Genomic DNA, 16,440 nt, shown 5'->3' on the forward strand with positions numbered 1-16,440 from the left:
GATACTCGTGCGCCTCGATGGTCATGTCGCTGACGGTGAAGACGTCGCCGTCGAAGCCCTCCCGCTCGATCCGGAAGCGGTCACCGGTGCGGGAGGGGTGGGAGGAGGGGAGGAGGGGAGGAACGACGGAGCCGCCCGGGCGTCGCACGGGGCGACGGCCGGACGGCTCCGGGGTGGTGGCGGCTAGGCGCGCCGGCGGCGCAGCGCGGCGAGCAGGAGCCCGCCGACGCCGCCGGCGATCAGCAGTCCGCCGAGGCCCAGCGGCAGGCCGATGTCGGCTCCCGTCGAGGCCAGGGGCGGACGGCCGCCGGGGTGCGGCGCCACGGCGGTCGGCGTGCTGCTCGGGGTCGGAGCGGCCGTCGGAGCAGTGGTCGGCGCGGTGGTGGGAGCGGTCGTCGGGGCGACGGTCGGCTGCGCGGTCGGGGCGACGGTCGGCTCGGCGGTCGGTGCCACGGTGGGCTCCGGCGTCGGAGTCGGCGTGGTCGGGTCCTTCTCGGCGTCGATCGCGGAGGTGTCCGCGGCGAACGAGGCGGTGACGAAGGCGATGGCCTTCGACGTGATGCCGAGCGCCTCCTGATTGATGTTGTCGATGTCGTCGGCGGCGGAGTGGTAGTTCGGGTCGTGCGTGATGCCGGCGGTGCCGCCGAACAGCGCGACCTCCTCCTCCGTCTTGACGTCGTCGGCGCCGGTGAAGACACCCGAGGACGGGATGCCGACCGAGATGAAGCCGTCGTAGTCGCTGCGGCCGTCGAACGCGGTGTCGATCCAGGGCTGGTCGATCGAGTCGAAGTAGTCGGTGAACGCCTTCTCGGTCGCGATCGAGCCGGCGGGCACCTCCACGGGGGCCTCGTAGGTGGACTGGTCCGCGTCGTAGACGGAGATCACGTAGTTCGGCGAGGCGACCATGTCGAAGTTCATGTAGGTCGCGATCTTCGAGGCGTCCTCCTCCGTCAGGGAGTCGACGTAGGTGTAGGAGCCGACCAGGCCGACCTCCTCGGCGCCCCACCAGGCGAAGCGGACCGCGTTGGTCGTGTCGCCCGCGGCGGCCAGCTGCACCGCCGTCTCGAGCAGCGTCGCGGATCCGGAGCCGTTGTCGTTGATGCCGGGGCCGGCGGGCACGCTGTCGAGGTGCGCGCCGAGCATGACCACGTTGTCGTGGTCGCCGCCGGGGGTCTCCGTGACGATGTTGAAGGTCTCCACCTCGGTGGTCGTCTGGTCGATCAGGAGCGACGCGCTCGCGGGGAGCGACGCCAGCAGCGCCTGCCCCTCGGCCTGCGTGACGCCGACGCCGGGGACGGCGTCCTCGTCCTGTCCGCCGTAGGTGCCGTTGAGGGCGTCGCTCGGCGCGTTGTCGTAGATGACGATCGCGGCGGCGCCGGCGGCACCGGCGGCGACCGACTTCTCGAGGAAGCTGCAGGAGCCGCGGCTGACGAGCGCGACCTTCCCGGTGGCGTCGAGGCCGGCCCAGGCGTCCGTGGTGCAGCCGAGCGGATCGACGGGGGCGATGAGCTCGCCGGTCACGCCGCCCTCGGGCGTCGACGGAGTGAACTCCATCGGGGTGCCGACGGCCCCGGTACCGGTGGTCAGCGTGAACGCGTCGATCGTCTGCGTCGCGGTGGTGAACTCCTGGCGCTCCGTCGTGTAGCCGGCGTCCGCGAGGACCTTCTCGACGTACTCGCCGCTCAGCTCGTAGCCCGGGGTGCCGATCGCGCGGGTGCCGCCGTTGGCGTCCGCGATCGCCTGCAGCGCCTCCAGGTGGGTCATGATGCCGTCGACCGTGACGGTGTCGGCGAAGTCGACCGGCTCGACGGCGCTCGCCGTCGGCGCGAAGGCGAAGCCGGCGACGAGGGCGCCCGCTCCGATCATGGCGCTCGAGCCGATCAGTGAGCGGCGTCGGCGGCCGCTCGGGGTGTTCGTGGTGGTTCGCGCCACTGGGGCTCCCTCTCCTCGAGAACGGGCCGCCGCGTCGGCGGCCCCGACGCGGGCCTCCCGAAGACTGGGAGGGGATCGCGTCCTCTGCGAGGGTATTCACAGGAAACGGTGCGGCCCAGTCCCCCCTGGCAGATTTCATCCGCACGAAACACGGACGGGGCCGGCGGGCGGATCAGGCCGTCGCCCGGCTCTCGGCCCACTCGCGGAGCATCGCGAGGGTCTCCTCCGGGTGGTCGCGATGGGGACTGTGGCCCGCGCCCGCCACGACCGCGTAGCGGATGCGCGGATTCGCGCGGAGCACCAGGGCGGCGAGGGAGGGAGGGAGCAGCGTCTCGACCTGCGGATCGCCGGCCAGCACGAGGACCGGCGGGCGGAGGCCCGGCAGATCCGCCAGCAGGTCCCACGGGTCATTGTCGTCGATCGTCGCGGCGACCGCGGACGGATCGGCGGCCCGCACCGCGGCGAGCTTCTCGGCTCGGTCCCGCTCGTCCCAGAGCGGCTGCGCGACAGCCAGCTCCTCGGCCGAGACCGCGAGACCGGCGAGCTCGCCCGCGCGGACGGCGGCCCGCTGCTCCGGAGCGAGCCGGAGCACCGGGTCCAGCAGCGCCAGGCGTCCCGCCCAGCCGGCGTCGCGGGCGGCGGCGCGCACCGCGACCGCTCCGCCGAGCGAGTGCCCGACGACGAGGTCGAACGACCCCTGTGCCAGGGCGTCGTCGGCGTAGTCGTCGTGGCGGAAGGAGCCGCCGCGCGGCCCGTCGCCGTGTCCGCGCAGGTCGGGCGCGGAGACGCTCCAGCCCGCCGCGGCCAGCTCGCGTGCCAGGCGCCACCAGGTCCGGCCCGAGCCGCCCAGGCCGTGCAGGAGCAGTGCCGTCCCCGCCGTCATCGCCGGAGCCTCAGTCGAAGCGCGGATCGCGGCCGGTGCGCTCGCCGGTCGCGAGCGCGGCGATCGCGGCGAGGTCCTCGTCGTCGAGGGCGAAGCCGAAGACGTCCAGGTTCTCGCGGATCCGCTCCGGCGTCACCGACTTCGGGATCACGACGACACCGAGCTGCACGTGCCAGCGCAGCACCGCCTGCGCCGGCGAGACGCCGTGCTTCGCGGCGACGCGGGCCAGGGCCGGCTCGTCGAGGAGGCGCCCGCGGGCCAGCGGCGACCAGGCCTCGGTGACGATCCCGTGAGCGGCGTCGAAGGCGCGCAGCTCCTCCTGGGGCAGCCGCGGGTGCAGCTCGATCTGGTTGATCGCCGGCACCACTCCCGTCTCGTCGAGCAGGCGCTGCACGTGCTCCTCGGCGAAGTTCGAGACGCCGATCGAGCGCGCCCGCCCCTCGCTCTGCAGGCGCTCGAGGGCGCGGTAGGTGTCGACGTAGCGGTCGCGCGAGGGGATCGGCCAGTGCACGAGGTACAGGTCGACGTAGTCGGTGCCGAGCAGCTCGAGGCTCCGGTCGAAGGCGGCGAGCGTCTCGTCGAAGCCGTGGTCGTCGTTCCAGACCTTGGTCGTCACGAAGACCTGCTCGCGGGGGAGGCCGCTCGCGCGGATCCCCTCGCCGACTCCGCGCTCGTTGCCGTAGAGGGTGGCGGTGTCGACGTGCCGGTAGCCGGCCTCCAGGGCGACGGCGACCGTGCGGGCCGCCTCCTCGTCGCCGATCTTGTAGACGCCGAGCCCGAGCTGGGGGATCGCGCGGCCGTCGTTGAGGGGGATCAGGGGGACGCTCATGCGTCCCATGCTGGCACGTGCGCTCAGACGCTCCAGTCGAGCTCGCCGTGCGGTCCCACGTGCACGTCGTCCTCGATCAGCGCCGCGAGACCGGCCACGCCGAAGAGGAGGCGCCGCTCGGCGCGCTCCGCGTCGCTGCGCTCGTCGATGCCGCGCACGGCGAAGTGCACGTCGTGGCCCGCCTGCAGGCCCTCGACGCCGAGCCGGCCTCGGAGCGCGCGCGCGGGGCGCCGGCCGATGCCGAGACCGCGCCAGAGGGAGCCCGTCTCGAGGACGACCGCCGTCTCGGAGGAGACGACCCCGTGCTGCTCGCGATGCGCGGTGAGCTGCCACCCGTAGCCGAGGTGGTGCAGGCGGGTCGAGTGCGGGCCGCGCCAGGCGTGGGAGGACTCCTCGCGGCGGAAGTAGACAGGGCTCGGGCGGAAGGACCCCTGCCAGAGCGCGGTGGCGAGCTCGCTGCACCACTCCGGGGTCTCCGGATCGGACCAGGGGTCGAGGAGATCGGTCCGGGCGGCGGCGCGCCGGTGCTCGCGCACCAGCTCCTCCGCGTCCTCCCGCAGCCCCATGCCGCCCCCCTGCCCGCCGTGGGCCTTCACCCTAGAGTGCCCGACAGGCGCCGGACAACCGGGTGGCGGCCTAGGAGGGCAGGGTGACCGGCTCGGTGTCGGGGAGCGGGCTGGCGTCGCGCCCGCGGAGATCCGGGTGGTATCGGCGGCCGAGCAGGGGCACCAGGAACCCGACCAGGGCGAAGGCGGCGGCGACGACGATCGCGGCGGTCGGCCCGGCCTGGTCGATCTGCACGCCGGCGATCGCGGAGCCCAGCGCCGCGCCGATCAGCTGACCGGTGCCGACCCAGCCGTAGGCCTCCGCCGTGTCCGAGAAGCGCACGCTCGAAGCGGTGATCGCGAACAGCGCCGCGAGAGCGGGAGCGATGCCGATGCCGGCGAGGAACAGCGTGACGCACAGCCACCAGAAGTCGGTCGAGACCGCCGCCAGCCCCATGCCGAGCGTGACGATCAGCATCCGCCGCGCGGTCGCCCACCGGCTGATCGGGATGTGGCCGAGGGCGAGGCCGCCGACCAGGGAGCCCGCCGCGAAGACGGCGAGCACGACGCCCGACTCGACTCCGCCCTCGCCGAAGACCGCGACGACGCCCGCCTCGACCGCCGAGCAGGCGCCGATCAAGAGGAAGCCGACGACCGTGGCCAGCAGCACCGGGGGCTTCGTGAGCACCACGCCGAGGCGGCGCGTGGAGCGCGGGATGCGGACGCGGCCCACCTCGGGCGAGGCGATGAACCAGATCCCGCCGCCTATCAGGAACACCGCGGCGGTGAGGATGCCCGCGACCGTCGACACCTGGATCGACACGAGCGTCGCCAGCACCGGGCCGAGCACCCAGATGATCTCCTGGGCGGAGGCGTCGAGCGAGAAGAGCGGGGTCAGCTGCGAGCTGGTGACCATCTTGGGGTAGATGGTGCGCACGGCCGGCTGCACCGGCGGCATGCTCAGGCCGGCGACGAACCCGATCACGACGAACTGCCACACCTCGAGCGGGAGCACGGCCATCGCGATGATCGCCCCCGCGCAGACCACGAGGGTGATCGTCAGCACGCGGCGCATCCCGAGCCGCCCCATCAGGCGGCTGGTCAGCGGACCGGCGATGGCCTGCCCGATCGACATCGAGCCGAGCACCAGGCCGGCGGCGGCGTAGGAGTGGTGCACCCGCTCCACGTGCAGGAGGAACGCCAGCGAGAGCATCCCGAAAGGGAAGCGCGCGGTCAGCTGCGCGAGGATGATGCGCCCCACCCCGGGGGTCTTCAGGAGATCGGTGTAGCTGCCCACCGGACGACACTAGCGCTCCCGAGGGAACCCCGGGCCGTCGAGGGAGCCCGCTGCACGAGGCTCCCTCGACGGGTCGGGGTTCCCTCGGCGGAGGGACGCGTCAGCCGGCCAGCACCTTGCGGATCCGCTGCAGGGACACGCTCTCGGCGGTGCCGAGCGACTGCGCGAAGAAGCTCACCCGCAGCTCCTCGATCATCCAGCGGGCGCGCGCGATCCGCTCCGGGGCGTGCGCGGGCAGCGGCACCGCGCCGCCGGCCGAGCGGTAGAGCTCCTGGGCCGCGTGCACCTCGTTCAGCCAGACGCGGTCGCGGCCCACGTTCTCGGCGATCTTGCCGAAGCGCTCGGTGATCGCGCCGAGGTAGCGCGGGAGGTGCCGGAGCCGCTCCACTCCGGTCGCCGAGACGAAGCCCGGGTAGACCAGGCCCGAGAGCTGCTCCCGCGCATCCGTGAGGGCGGGCAGCAGCGCCATGCTCGTCGAGGCCTTGAGCGCCTTCTCGACGCCCCGGGCGGTGGTGAGGATCGTCGTGACCGTCTTCACTGTCTCGAACATCGCATCCATGACGCTCGCCGAGACCCGGTCGCGCACGGCGTCGAACTCGGCGCGGAGGAAGAGCATCCCGTCGGGCTTCATCCGCCAGAGGACCGCGTCGACGCAGGCGAGCAGGCAGTCGGTGAAGAGCGCGGTCGTGTTCTGGTACGGGCTCTGCGCGAGCACGAGCTTCTCGTGGGAGGTGAGGTGCTGCTGCACGTAGGCGACGGGGCTCGGCGTCGCGAGCAGGAGGAGGCGGCGCACGCCGCGCGGGTGCTCGCGCGCCTGGTCCTCGGCCGTGGCGAGCAGGCGGATCGAGACCGAGTCGCCGTCGTCGATCAGGGCCGGGTAGGCGCGGATGGTGTTCCCGCCCTGCCGGGTGTCGGTGACGCGCGGCAGCTCCGGCATGTCCCAGGTCTTCAGGCCCCGGCGCTCGAGCGCGTCGGGGACCCGGGCCTCGACCACGCGGGCGACCTCGTCGCGGACCCGGCCGCGCAGGCGCTCGGCCAGCGGGGCGAGCTCTTTGCCGGCGGCGACCGTGCGGCCCCGCTCGTCGGCGACGGCGAAGGTGACCCGCAGGTGCGAGGGGATCCGCTCGAGGTCGAAGTCCTCGGGCTGCACGACCACGCCGGCCTCGCGGCGGATCGCCCCGGCCAGGGTCGCGGCGAACGACTCCGTCGGCGGATTCGGCACGTCGTGCGGCAGGGAGGCGGTCAGCTTGCGCGCCCAGTCGTTCGCGGGCACCACGTTGCGGCGCAGGTGCTTGGGCAGCGCCTTGATCATCGCGGTGACCAGCTCGGCGCGCAGTCCCGGCACCAGCCAGTCGAAGCCGAGGGGCGTCACGCGCGGCAGGAGCGCGAGCGGCACGTGCACCGTCACGCCGTCCTCCTCCGTCCCCGGCTCGAACCGGTACGAGAGGCGGAAGCGCTGGTCGGCCTGGCGCCACTGGGTGGGGAACGCGGTCTCGTCGATCTGCTCCGCGTCCTCGGGGAGGAGGGTCTCCTGCGTCATCGTCAGCAGGTCGGGCTCGTCGTGCTGGGTCGTCCGCCACCAGGAGTCGAACGAGCGCACCGAGGTGATGTCGCGGGGGAGTCGGCGGTCGTAGAAGTCGAAGACGGCCTCGTCGTCGACGAGCAGGTCGCGGCGGCGCGTGCGCTCCTCCAGTCGCTCGAGCTCGGCCCGCAGGGCCCGGTTCTTGCGGTCGAAGGCGTGGCGCGACTCCCACTCGCCCTCGACGAGGGCATGGCGGATGAACAGCTCGCGGGCGTACGAGGCGTCGATCCGCGAGAACTGGACGCGGCGGCGGGCGATGATCGGCACGCCGTAGAGCGTGACCTTCTCGTAGGCGACGGCCGCGCCCTGCGACTTCTCCCAGTGCGGCTCGCTGAACTGCCGCTTCACGAGGTCGCCCGCGATCGCCTCGGCCCAGGACGGATCGATCGCCGCGTTCGAGCGGGCGAAGAGGCGGCTGGTCTCGACCAGCTCGGCGCTCATCACCGCGTCGGGGAGCTTCTTCGCCAGGGCGCTGCCGGGGAAGATCGAGAACTTCGCGTTGCGGGCGCCGACGTACTGCACGTTCTGGCGCTCGCGGCTCTTCGCCGCGCGCTGCGCCTGCTGCGAGGTGGTGTCCTTGATGCCCAGGTGCGAGAGCAGGCCGGCCAGGAGGCTCCGGTGGATCCCGTCGGGGTCGACCTTCGGCTCGCCCAGCTCGAGCTTGAGGGGGCGGGCGAGCTGGCGCAGCTGGCGGAACACGTCCTGCCACTCGCGCACGCGGAGGTAGTTGAGGTACTCGGCCTTGCAGAGGCGCCGGAAGGCGCTGGAGGAGAGCTCCTCCTGCTTCTCCTCCACGTAGTTCCAGAGGTTCAGCAGGGTGAGGAAATCGCTGGTGGGATCGACGAAGCGCGCGTGCTGCTGGTCGGCCTGCGCGCGGCGCTCGAGCGGGCGCTCGCGGACGTCCTGGATCGTGAGGCCCGCGACGATCGCCATCACCTCGCGGCTGACGCCGTGGCGGCGCGACTCGATCACCATGCGCCCGAAGCGCGGATCGATGGGCAGCCGCGCCAGGTCGCGCCCGATGCGCGTGAGCTGCGGCGCGGCCTCCGCCGCCTTCCGCGAGACGCCGCTCGAGTGCGCGTCCGGGGGCGTGTCGCGTACCGGAGCGGCATCTCGCGGAGCGGCAGAAGCGGCCGGAGCGGCAGAAGCGGCCGGAGCGGCGGAGGAGGAGCCGGGGACGCGGAGGGCGCCGAGCTCCGTGAGCAGGTCGAGGCCGTCCTTGATGCCGCGGGAGTCGGGCGGAGTGAGGAACGGGAACGAGGCGATGTCGCCCAGGCCGAGAGAGATCATCTGCAGGATGACCGCGGCCAGGCCCGTGCGCAGGATCTCGGGGTCGGTGTACTCCGGTCGGCGGAGGTAGTCCTCCTCGGAGTAGAGGCGGATCGCGATGCCCGCGCTGGTGCGGCCCGAGCGGCCGGAGCGCTGGTTCGCCGAGGCCTGCGAGACGGCCTCGATCGGCAGGCGCTGCACCTTCGAGCGCGCGCTGTAGCGCGAGATGCGGGCCGTGCCGCCGTCGATCACGTAGCGGATCCCGGGGACGGTGAGGCTCGTCTCCGCCACGTTGGTCGCGAGCACGACGCGACGGCGGACGCCGGGGGTGCGCCCCTTCTCGAAGACGCGGTGCTGATCGGCCGCCGACAGGCGCCCGTAGAGGGGGAGCACCTCGGTGCCCGGCAGGTTCCGGCCCCGGATGGCGTCCTCGGCGTCGCGGATCTCGTTCTCGCCCGACAGGAACACCAGGACGTCGCCCGGATCCTCCCGCGCCAGCTCGGCCAGAGCGTCGGCGATGCCGGTCATCAGATCGCGGCTGCCGCTCGTCGCGTCGGGGACGTCGGTGTCGTCGTCCTCCTCCGGCTCCTCGGCGACCAGCGGGCGGTAGCGGATCTCGACCGGGTAGGTGCGGCCGGAGACCTCGATGATCGGCGCGGGCTCGCCGGCGGCGTCGGCGAAGTGGGCCGCGAAGCTCTGCGGGTCGATCGTCGCCGAGGTGATGATCACCTTCAGGTCGGGGCGCTGCGGCAGCAGGCGGTGCAGGTAGCCCAGGAGGAAGTCGATGTTGAGGCTGCGCTCGTGCGCCTCGTCGATGATGATCGTGTCGTACCGGCTGAGCGTCCGGTCGTGGTTCATCTCGTTGAGCAGGATGCCGTCGGTCATCAGCTTGATCCGCGTCGAGGCGGACGCCTTGTCGGTGAACCGGACCTGGTAGCCGACCAGCCCGCCGACCTCGTCGTCGAGCTCCTCCGCGATGCGCTCGGCGATGGTGCGCGCGGCGATGCGCCGGGGCTGCGTGTGCGCGATGCTCTCGCGGCCGAGCTCCAGGCAGATCTTCGGCAGCTGGGTCGTCTTGCCCGATCCGGTCGCGCCCGCGACGATGACCACCTGGTGGTCGCGGATCGCGGCGGCGATGTCCTCGCGCCGCGCCGACACGGGGAGTTCGGGCGGGTAGCGGATGCTGAGCACGTCTGACATGAGCCCTCCATCCTACGCCGCGTGCGACAATGCCCTGTCTCGTGAAACGTCGCGGGCCACCCTGCCCGGTCGGGCGCTCCGGCGCCGGTCGACCGCGGCGCACGATCCCGTGGAGCACCCCGATGAATCCGCAGTCCCTGCTGGTCGTGCTGAACATCGTGCTGCTGCTCTTCGCGATCCGGGGCGTGCTGTCGAACCCGCGGCTGTCGAAGGTCGCGAAGGTCTCGTGGGTGGCGTTCATCGTGATCGCGCCGTTCCTCGGCAGCCTCGCCTACCTGGCGGTGGGCCGTCGCGGCGGGAGCGGCGGAGGCGGCACGGTCGTGCGCGGCACGGAGCGGCCGACGGGCTGGTTCTTCGAGCGCTGAGCGCACGGGGAGGTCCGGCGGCAGGGGAGACCTCCGGGTGCGCGGGCCCTCCGCTCCGCGGCAACCCCTGACCGGCGGCTCCGCCCGCGTCTAGCGTGGAGCGCATGGCCGATCGTCTGCGCTCCAGTGTCAGCCCCTACCTCCGCTCGCACGCGGACAATCCGGTCGACTGGTTCCCCTGGGGCGAGGAGGCGTTCGCCGAGGCGGTGCGCCGCGACGTCCCGGTGATGGTGTCCATCGGCTACTCCACCTGCCACTGGTGCCACGTGATGGCGCGGGAGTCGTTCTCGGACCCGGTGCTCGCCGCGCGGCTGAACGCGGGCTTCGTCGCGGTCAAGGTCGACCGCGAGGAGCACCCGGACGTCGACACGGCCTACCTGACGGCCGCGAGCGCGTTCACGCGGCAGCTCGGCTGGCCGCTGACGGCCTTCGCCACCCCCGCCGGCGAGACCTTCTTCGCCGGAACCTACTTCCCGCCGCGCGCCGTCGGCGGTGTGCCCGCCTTCTCCGACGTCCTCGACGCGGTCTCGGAGGCGTGGCGGCTGCGGCGCGACGAGGTGCAGGCGACGGCGGGCGGGCTGGCCGCGGCTCTGCGCGAGGCGACCGCGGCGCTGCCCACCGACACCGCGCTCCCCGGCGACGCCGAGCTCGACGGCGCCGTCCGCGCACTCGCGGGCGAGGAGGACCGAGTGCACGGCGGCTTCGGTGGCGCCCCGAAGTTCCCGGTCGCCCCCGTGCTCGGGTTCCTGGCGTCGCGGCCCTCGGGAGCGGCGCTCGCCGAGCGCACGCTGCTCGCGCTGGCCGCGTCCCCGCTCCGCGACCGCGACGGAGGCTTCTTCCGCTACGCGACTCAGGCCGACTGGAGCGATCCGCACTACGAGCGGATGCTCTACGACAACGCGCAGCTGCTCGACGTCGCGGCCGTCCTGCTCGGGCACGACGGCGCCCGGGTGGAGGAGCTGACCGGGATCGCGGAGGGCGTCGCCGCGTTCCTCCTGACCACTCTCGAGCGGCCGGGCGGCGGGTTCGCGTCGGCGCAGGACTCGGAGAGCATCGTCGACGGTCAGCGCTCGGAGGGCGGCTACTACCTCGCCGAGGACCGCTCCCGCCTCGCGCCCCCCGCTCTCGACGGGAAGGTCGTCACCGGCTGGAACGGCCTGGCGATCCGCGCTCTCGCCCGCGCCGGACGCGTGCTCGGACGCGAGGAGTGGATCGACGCCGCCCGGCGTGCGGCGGACGCGGTGCTGCAGCGGCACCTCGTCGACGGCCGCGTCGCGGTGCGCGCCTCCCTCGGCGGTGCCGTCTCCGCGGCCCGCCCGGCCCTGGAGGACCTCGGGATGCTGGCCGGCGGGCTCCTCGAGCTCGCCCTGGCGGAGGGGCGTCCGCGCTGCGCGGTGGCGGCGCGCACCCTCATCGACGGCGCGCTCGACGCGGCCGACGGCCCGCTGCCGTTCGCGCTGCCCGGCGGAGGGGATCCGGCGCTGACCGCGCGCGGCCTGCTGCTCGCGGCCGATCCCTCCGAGGGCGCCTACCCCTCCGGCCTCTCGGCGACGGCGGACGCGGCGCACGAGCTGTACCTGCTCACCGGATCGCAGCGCTACCGGGAGGCGGCCGAGGCGGTCGTCGCGTCGATCGCGCCGGGCGCGGTCCGGCAGCCGATGGGCTTCGGCGCCGTGCTGGGGCTGGCCTCGCGGCTGGCGCGCCCGGTGCGGCAGCTGGTCGTCGTCGGCCCCGGAGCGGCGGAGGCGGTGCAGGGCGCTCGGTCCGCCGGGATCGGTGTGCTGGTCGGCGTGTCCGACGAGGGCGCCCGGGAGTGGGCGGACGCGGGTTTCGAGCTGTTCGAGGGGCGGACCTCGCGGGAGGGGCTGCCGACCGCCTACTCCTGCGAGGCCTTCGTCTGCGCCCTGCCGACGACCCGACTGCCGGAGGAGCTGCTCACGCGGCCGTGACCACCAGCGGCGCCTCGAGGTCGGCGGCCCACTCGTTGAGCGAGCCGTCGTAGACGACCGCCGTGTCGACTCCGAGCACCGCGAGCGCGAGCGCGTCGGCCGTCGCGGCGATCCCTCCGCCGCAGTAGAGGACGATCCGCTCGGCCTGGAGAGCGTCGCCGAACAGCGACCGCAGCCGCTCCGGCGGCAGGAGCGTGTTGTCGGTCCGGTCGACGAGCCGCCCGGCGGGGACGCTCCGCGAGCCCGGCAGGTGTCCGAGGCGGGGGCGGCGCCCCTCCTCCCCGGTGAACTCCTTCGGCGGGACCGCGCACACCAGCGCTCCGGGAGCCTCGCCGCGCACGACGCTCTGGACGCCGGCCTTGTCGATCCAGAGCGGCCGCTCCTCGCGCACGGTGATGCCTCCGCTCGCCGCGGACTCGACGTGCCCCGTCTCGATCGGGCGGTCCTCCCGCCGCCAGGCCGGGAGCCCGCCGTCGAGCACCGCGACCGCGTCGTGCCCGGCCGCGCGCAGCAGGTACCACAGGCGCGAGGCCCACTGGCCGACCGCGGAGTCGTACACGACGACCACTGAGTCGTCGTCGATGCCGAGCGCGGCGGTCGCGGCGGCGAAGCGCTCCGGGTCGAGCCGGGTGAAGGGCAGGGGAGCCGCCGGATCCGACAGCTGCTCGAGCAGGTCGCCGAACACGGCGCCGGGGACATGCCCCTCGAGGAGGTACTGCTCGTCGCCGCTGAGGTAGCCGGGCCGCCCGTCGAAGCCGGGCACGAGCAGCACGCTGGCGTCGACGACGACGAGGTGCTCGCGGCCGAGCTGGTCGGCGAGCCACTGGGTCGAGACGATCGGCCGGGCGAGGTACGGGGCGGAGGAGGTGCTCACCCGCCCCACGGTAGGCGCGACCGCCGACAGGCGCGCCCCCGTGCGTCACGCACGGTCACGGACGCCGCCGGGCGCTCAGCACTCGATGACGTTGACCGCGAGGCCGCCCTCGCTCGTCTCCTTGTACTTCGACGACATGTCGATGCCGGTCTGGCGCATCGTCTCGATGACCGCGTCGAGCGAGACGCGGTGGTCGCCGTCGCCGTGCAGCGCGAGGCGGGCCGCGCTCACGGCGGTGGAGGAGGCGATCGCGTTCCGCTCGATGCAGGGGATCTGCACGAGCCCGCCGACCGGGTCGCAGGTCAGTCCGAGGTGGTGCTCCATCGCGATCTCGGCCGCGTTCTCGACCTGGCGCGGACTGCCGCCGAGCACCGCGCAGAGCGCTCCGGCGGCCATCGCGCAGGCCGAGCCGACCTCGCCCTGGCAGCCCGCCTCCGCACCGGAGATCGAGGCGTTCGTCTTGCAGAGCGAGCCGATCGCGGTGGCGGTGAGGAGGAAGCGGCGCAGCCCCGCGCGGTCGGCGCCCGGGACGAAGCGGAGGTAGTAGTGCCCGACGGCGGGGATGATGCCCGCCGCTCCGTTCGTCGGAGCCGTCACGACGCGCCCGCCCGCGGCGTTCTCCTCGTTGACCGCGAGGGCGAAGGCGTGCAGCCACTCCACGGAGGTCGCGCGGGCGCGGTCGAGCGGGTCCTCCTCGAAGGCCTCGAGCCGCTCGCGCAGCACCGAGGCGCGGCGGCGGACGCCCAGGCCGCCCGGCAGCACGCCGTCGGTCGCCAGGCCGTGCTCGACGCAGGCGGCCATGGCGTCCCAGATCGCGTCGAGGCGGGCGTCGATGTCGACCCCGGGGTGCAGAGCGCGCTCGTTCGCGGCGGCGATCTCGGCGATACCGGAGCGGGTCCGGTCGCAGGTCGCCAGCAGGTCGAGCCCGGAGACGAAGGGGTAGGGGTGCGGGGCCAGGGCCGCCAGCTCGGCGCGCTCGCCCGCGCGACGGATGAAGCCGCCGCCGATCGAGTAGTAGGTCTCCTCCCACACCGGCAGCGCGTCGTCGCCGACCCAGACGCTGAAGGTGAGGGCGTTCGGGTGCTCCGGCAGCCTCGTGCGCGGCTCGAAGACGACGTCGTCGCGCGTCATCGCGAGGCGCTGCTCGCCGGCCAGGAGGATCGTCCCCTCCGCGTCGAGGCGCTGCCAGGCCCCGCGCACCAGCGCCGGGTCGCACGTCTCGGGGTCCAGGCCGGCGAGTCCGGCGACCACCGCGTCGGGGGTGCCGTGGCCGATCCCGGTGGAGCCGAGCGAGCCGTAGAGGGTGCACCCCACCCGGCTCACGCGGCCGAGGAGCCCGGCGTCGCGGATCCGCTCGGCGAGGGCGAGGGCTGCGCGCATCGGTCCGACGGTGTGCGAGCTGGACGGGCCGATCCCCACGCTGAACAGGTCGAGGACGGAGACGTAGGCGCTCATCCGTCGAGCGTACGCCCGTCCGCGGACGGTGGGAGGGCGGGCACCTTCCCGGATGCCCGCCCTTCTCCGGGTGCCGTGCGGGTCACTGTTCGCCGTGCACGACATCGCTGTGGCCGGGCCCACTCGGGCCGAGCGTGAGCGTCGCGCCGTCCCCCACCGCGAGATGCCACTTCGGTACGCGACACGCCGCGGGAGGCGCGCACAAGTGGCATCTCGCGGAGAGGAGAGGAGAGGAGAGGAGAGGAGCGGAGCGAGTCAGCGCAGTGTCTTGCGCGCCGAGATCTGGCCGGTGTCGAAGCCGAGCAGGTGCAGGCCGCCGTGGAAGCGGGCGTGCTCGACCTTGATGCAGCGGTCCATCACGACGGTCAGGCCCTTCGACTCGCCGTACTCGGCCGCCTCCTGGTTCCAGATCCCCAGCTGCACCCAGACCGTGGGCGCGCCGATGGCGAGGACGTCGTCGATCACGGCGGGGATGTCGCTCGCCTTGCGGAACACGTCGACGATGTCGGGCACGACCGGGAGCTCGGCGAGGCTGCGGTACACCGGCTGCCCGAGGACCTCGGTGGCGTTCGGGTTCACGAAGTAGAGCTCGTAGTCGCTCGACTGCTGCAGGTAGGTGGCGACGAAGTAGGAGGAGCGGGCCGGATTCGGCGAGGCGCCGACGATCGCCACGGTCTTCGCGCGGCGGAGGATGTCGAGTCGCTTGCGGGCGTCGGGCCCGACCCAGGTGCGCTGCGAGCGCAGCATCTTCGCCAGCGGCGAGTTCGCCGGGACGGAGCAGCTGAGCCCGTTGGACAGCTGGACGACCGTGTCGGTGTCGGTGGTGCTCATGCTCAGACCTCCACGGCCGGGGTGTGCAGGGTGGTGGTCGTGTCCTCGGGCAGCTGGGTCGGGGCATCGGGGGTGCCGTGCGCCTCGACCGCGCGGGCGAGCGCCTGGTCGAGGTCGTAGATGATGTCGTCCGCGTCCTCGATGCCGACGGAGAGCCGGACGAGGCCGGGGAGGACGCCCGCGTGCAGGAGCTGCTCCTCGGTGAGCTGGGCGTGGGTGGTCGACGCGGGGTGGATCACCAGTGTCTTCGCGTCGCCGATGTTGGCGAGGTGGCTGGCGAGGTCGACCGACTCGATGAAGGTCTGGCCGACGGCGCGGCCGCCCTTCACCACGAAGCTGAAGACCGAGCCCGGTCCCTTCGGCAGGTACTTCTGCGCGCGGTCGTGGTGCGGGTGCGCAGGGAGCCCGGCCCAGTAGACCGCCTCGATCCGGGGGTCGGCGTCGAGCCACTCGGCCACGCGGCGCGCGTTGTCGACGTGCGCCTGGATCCGGTACGGCAGCGTCTCGACGCCCTGGGCGAGCAGGAACGCGGAGTGCGGAGCGAGGACCGGCCCGATGTCGCGCAGCTGCTCCGCGCGCAGGCGCGTGAGGAAGCCGTACTCCCCGAAGTTGCCGTCCCACGACAGGTCCCCGTAGGAGGCGACCGGGTCGTGCAGCAGCGGGAACTTCTCGCGCGAGTAGTGGAAGCGCCCCGACTCGACGACGACGCCGCCGAGCGTGGTGCCGTGCCCGCCGAGGAACTTGGTGGCCGAGTGGATGACGATGTCGGCCCCCCACTCGATCGGGCGGACGAGGTAGGGCGTGGCGACGGTGGAGTCGATGATCAGCGGGATGCCGGCGGCGTGGGCGACCGCGGCGAGGCCCTCGATGTCGGCGATCTCGCCGGAGGGGTTCGCGATCGTCTCGGCGTAGAGCACCCTGGTCTTCTCGGTGATCGCCGCCGCGTAGTCGGCCGGGTCGCTCGAGCGGACGAAGGTGGTGTCCACTCCGAAGCGGCGGAGCGTGACGTCGAGCTGGGTGATCGATCCGCCGTAGAGGTTGGCGGAGGACACCACGTGGTCGCCCGCGCCGACGAGCGCCGCGAAGGTGATGAACTGCGCTGAGAGCCCGGAGGCCGTGGCGACGGCGCCGAGGCCGCCCTCGAGGCTCGCGACGCGCTCCTCGAAGGAGGCGACCGTGGGATTCGACAGGCGCGAGTAGACGTTGCCGTACTTCTGCAGCGCGAAGCGGGCGGCGGCGTCGGAGGTGTCGTCGAAGACGAAGGCGCTGGTCTGGTAGATCGGCAGAGCGCGGGCGCCCGTCACCGCGTCGGGGATGTTGCCCGCGTGGATCGCACGCGTCTTGAAGCCGTACTCACGATCTGCCATGCGATCGACGCTAGCGGGAGCCGCCGACACCGCCGCACCGGAGCGACGTATCGCGTAACAGT

General features: G+C 73.4%; 12 protein-coding genes. 2 read left to right on the forward strand and 10 right to left on the reverse strand.

The genetic code is table 11. From position 1 onward, the window contains the following. Positions 1-183 precede the first annotated feature (183 nt). From C5C24_RS18590 to hrpA, 6 genes are all read right to left on the reverse strand, one after another. Positions 184-1,932 (reverse strand): M28 family peptidase, encoded by a 1,749-nt coding sequence (locus C5C24_RS18590; protein WP_104280795.1) that lies wholly within the window; start codon positions 1,930-1,932, stop codon positions 184-186. A 172-nt stretch (positions 1,933-2,104) separates the two neighbouring features. After that, positions 2,105-2,815: an alpha/beta fold hydrolase gene (locus tag C5C24_RS13750; protein WP_104305229.1), complete on the reverse strand. Its 711-nt coding sequence runs from the start codon at positions 2,813-2,815 to the stop codon at positions 2,105-2,107. Between the two features lie 10 nt (positions 2,816-2,825). Further along, entirely contained in the window at positions 2,826-3,653 is an 828-nt protein-coding gene (locus C5C24_RS13755) for an aldo/keto reductase (protein WP_374955330.1), read from the reverse strand. A 14-nt stretch (positions 3,654-3,667) separates the two neighbouring features. After that, positions 3,668-4,210 carry a hypothetical protein gene (locus C5C24_RS13760; RefSeq protein ID WP_104276370.1) on the reverse strand — a complete coding sequence of 181 codons (543 nt, stop codon included), beginning with the start codon at positions 4,208-4,210 and terminating at the stop codon, positions 3,668-3,670. A 70-nt stretch (positions 4,211-4,280) separates the two neighbouring features. After that, positions 4,281-5,486, reverse strand: coding sequence for an MFS transporter (locus C5C24_RS13765; RefSeq protein WP_104276371.1), 1,206 nt, complete (start codon positions 5,484-5,486; stop codon positions 4,281-4,283). Between the two features lie 100 nt (positions 5,487-5,586). After that, complete coding sequence (gene hrpA, locus C5C24_RS13770; RefSeq protein ID WP_104305230.1) at positions 5,587-9,537, reverse strand: ATP-dependent RNA helicase HrpA; 3,951 nt, start codon at positions 9,535-9,537, stop codon at positions 5,587-5,589. A 122-nt stretch (positions 9,538-9,659) separates the two neighbouring features. Between hrpA and C5C24_RS13775 the strand changes: the two genes are divergently transcribed. Both C5C24_RS13775 and C5C24_RS13780 read left to right on the forward strand, forming a co-directional pair. Further along, positions 9,660-9,902, forward strand: a complete 243-nt coding sequence (locus tag C5C24_RS13775; protein ID WP_181110282.1) for a PLDc N-terminal domain-containing protein — start codon at positions 9,660-9,662, stop codon at positions 9,900-9,902. A gap of 104 nt (positions 9,903-10,006) precedes the next feature. Next, complete coding sequence (locus tag C5C24_RS13780; RefSeq protein ID WP_104305231.1) at positions 10,007-11,851, forward strand: thioredoxin domain-containing protein; 1,845 nt, start codon at positions 10,007-10,009, stop codon at positions 11,849-11,851. Here the strand turns inward: C5C24_RS13780 and C5C24_RS13785 are convergent. From C5C24_RS13785 to C5C24_RS13800, 4 genes are all read right to left on the reverse strand, one after another. Further along, a complete protein-coding gene (locus C5C24_RS13785) occupies positions 11,838-12,725 on the reverse strand; it encodes a sulfurtransferase (protein WP_146082625.1) in 888 nt (295 codons plus the stop codon). The genes C5C24_RS13780 and C5C24_RS13785 overlap by 14 nt on opposite strands. A gap of 75 nt (positions 12,726-12,800) precedes the next feature. After that, positions 12,801-14,180: an L-serine ammonia-lyase gene (locus C5C24_RS13790; protein WP_104247354.1), complete on the reverse strand. Its 1,380-nt coding sequence runs from the start codon at positions 14,178-14,180 to the stop codon at positions 12,801-12,803. Between the two features lie 255 nt (positions 14,181-14,435). Next, positions 14,436-15,011, reverse strand: a complete 576-nt coding sequence (locus C5C24_RS13795; protein WP_104305233.1) for a CoA-binding protein — start codon at positions 15,009-15,011, stop codon at positions 14,436-14,438. Between the two features lie 2 nt (positions 15,012-15,013). Continuing rightward, positions 15,014-16,378: an O-acetylhomoserine aminocarboxypropyltransferase/cysteine synthase family protein gene (locus C5C24_RS13800; protein WP_104305234.1), complete on the reverse strand. Its 1,365-nt coding sequence runs from the start codon at positions 16,376-16,378 to the stop codon at positions 15,014-15,016. Positions 16,379-16,440: the final 62 nt, after the last annotated feature.

Origin of the sequence: Rathayibacter sp. AY2B3, assembly GCF_002931755.1 — a bacterium.
Taxonomy (GTDB): Bacteria; Actinomycetota; Actinomycetes; order Actinomycetales; family Microbacteriaceae; genus Rathayibacter.

Bases quoted from the DNA above. Each gene is read 5' to 3' on its own strand.
- C5C24_RS13750 (WP_104305229.1), bottom strand. From the start codon at position 2,815: ATGACGGCGGGGACGGCACTGCTCCTGCACGGCCTGGGCGGCTCGGGC.
- C5C24_RS13755 (WP_374955330.1), bottom strand. From the start codon at position 3,653: ATGGGACGCATGAGCGTCCCCCTGATCCCCCTCAACGACGGCCGCGCG.
- C5C24_RS13760 (WP_104276370.1), bottom strand. From the start codon at position 4,210: ATGGGGCTGCGGGAGGACGCGGAGGAGCTGGTGCGCGAGCACCGGCGC.
- hrpA (WP_104305230.1), bottom strand. From the start codon at position 9,537: ATGTCAGACGTGCTCAGCATCCGCTACCCGCCCGAACTCCCCGTGTCG.
- C5C24_RS13775 (WP_181110282.1), top strand. From the start codon at position 9,660: ATGAATCCGCAGTCCCTGCTGGTCGTGCTGAACATCGTGCTGCTGCTC.
- C5C24_RS13780 (WP_104305231.1), top strand. From the start codon at position 10,007: ATGGCCGATCGTCTGCGCTCCAGTGTCAGCCCCTACCTCCGCTCGCAC.
- C5C24_RS13790 (WP_104247354.1), bottom strand. From the start codon at position 14,180: ATGAGCGCCTACGTCTCCGTCCTCGACCTGTTCAGCGTGGGGATCGGC.
- C5C24_RS13795 (WP_104305233.1), bottom strand. From the start codon at position 15,011: ATGAGCACCACCGACACCGACACGGTCGTCCAGCTGTCCAACGGGCTC.
- C5C24_RS13800 (WP_104305234.1), bottom strand. From the start codon at position 16,378: ATGGCAGATCGTGAGTACGGCTTCAAGACGCGTGCGATCCACGCGGGC.